Origin of the sequence: Streptomyces sp. NPDC090442 (assembly GCF_044769405.1) — a bacterium.
Lineage (GTDB): Bacteria > Actinomycetota > Actinomycetes > Streptomycetales > Streptomycetaceae > Streptomyces.
This window is the reverse complement of the sequence record NZ_JBIVXW010000271.1, coordinates 1-1,266: the sequence shown is the minus strand read 5'-3', so window position 1 is coordinate 1,266 and position 1,266 is coordinate 1. Positions and strand designations below refer to the sequence as shown.

Annotated in this window: 2 protein-coding genes; both read right to left on the bottom strand. The window is 67.9% G+C overall.

Annotation, left to right across the window (positions count from 1 at the left end):
* Window positions 1-535: transposase (locus ACIQU6_RS44985; protein WP_403488562.1), on the bottom strand; the 535-nt coding region annotated here is incomplete at its 3' end.
* Window positions 487-1,266, bottom strand: a 780-nt coding sequence (locus ACIQU6_RS44980) for a transposase (RefSeq protein ID WP_403488560.1), incomplete at its 5' end; no start/stop codon positions are given. The genes ACIQU6_RS44985 and ACIQU6_RS44980, both read right to left, overlap by 49 nt.

Here is a 1,266-nt window from a genome sequence, read left to right as displayed (position 1 = left end):
GGACGGCGAAGGCCAGGGAGACGCAGGAGGTCTCGCCGGGGAAGCGTCCGATGACCTTGACGCGGCGCCGGGTCTCGCCGAAGGTCCGCTCGATGAAGTTGGAGTGCCGGATCCGCTTGTGGTGCTCGACGGGGAAGCGCAGATACGAAGTGAGTGAACTCCGGTCCGCCAGAAGGGACTTGGTTGCGGCCGGATAGGTCTTCTCCCACCTCGCCGCGAAGTCGACGAGGCGCCGTTGGATGGCGTCGACGAGCTGCTGGCCGGGAGCGAGGCCGAGTTCGGCGGTGTCGAAGATCTCCCAGAACTCCTTCTTGACCTGCTCCTGGTCGTGCAGGCTGACCTTGGAGAGGACATTGCGGCATTTGTGAACGAGGCACCGCTGGCGCAGCGAGCGGCCCAGGACGAGCTCGCAGGCGGAGATCAGACCGGCCCCGCCGTCGGATATGACCAGCAGTGGCGGGACCAAGCCGCGTTCGAGCAGGCCCTTCAGGAAGCCGGCCCAGGCGTCGTGGGACTCGGAGGCGGCGGCTTCCAGGCCGATGAAGACGGGTTTGCCGTCGGTGTCGATGCCCAGGCGGCCAGGACCGGCTCCGCCGGGGCGCCTGGGTGCATGCGGAAGTGCGAGGCGTCGATGAACAGATAGTCCAAGGTCACATCACTCAGGTCCCGCTCGCGCCAGGTGTCGTACGCGCCGCGGATGGACTGACAGATGCTGGAGACCGTCGACTTCGACAGCGCCGCGTCCGAGCCGAGGGCTTCGGCAAGAGTGTTGGTCACGTCCCGGGTGGACAGGCCCCGCACGAACGAGGCGATCACCAGCGACTCCAGCGCGTTCGTCCGCGTCACCGACCTGCCGAACAGACGCGAGGCGAACTTCTCTGTCGCGCCCCGCAGCCTGGGCCGGGCCACGGTCACCGGCCCGGACGTCGTCTTGACGGTCGCCTCGCGGTGGCCGTTGCGGTGCCCAGCCCGCACCACCGGCATCGTCTCCTCTTGTTGACCGGCCTCACCGTCAGCGGCGGCGGCATCGGCCCGCTGATACCGGGCCCGCCCCAGGAACTCGTCCACCTCGGCCTCGAGCGCGGACTGGATGATCAGCCTGGCGCCGAGACGGGCGACGTCCTCCAGGCAGTCGGCCAGCGGCCTGCCCTCGGCGAAGACGGCATCGATCTCGGTACGTATCGCCTGGATCGGGGATACTCGACGTGTCACGGGCGTGGGTCCTTCCGTACGAACTTTGGTCGGTTCAGTACGAAACCTACGCTC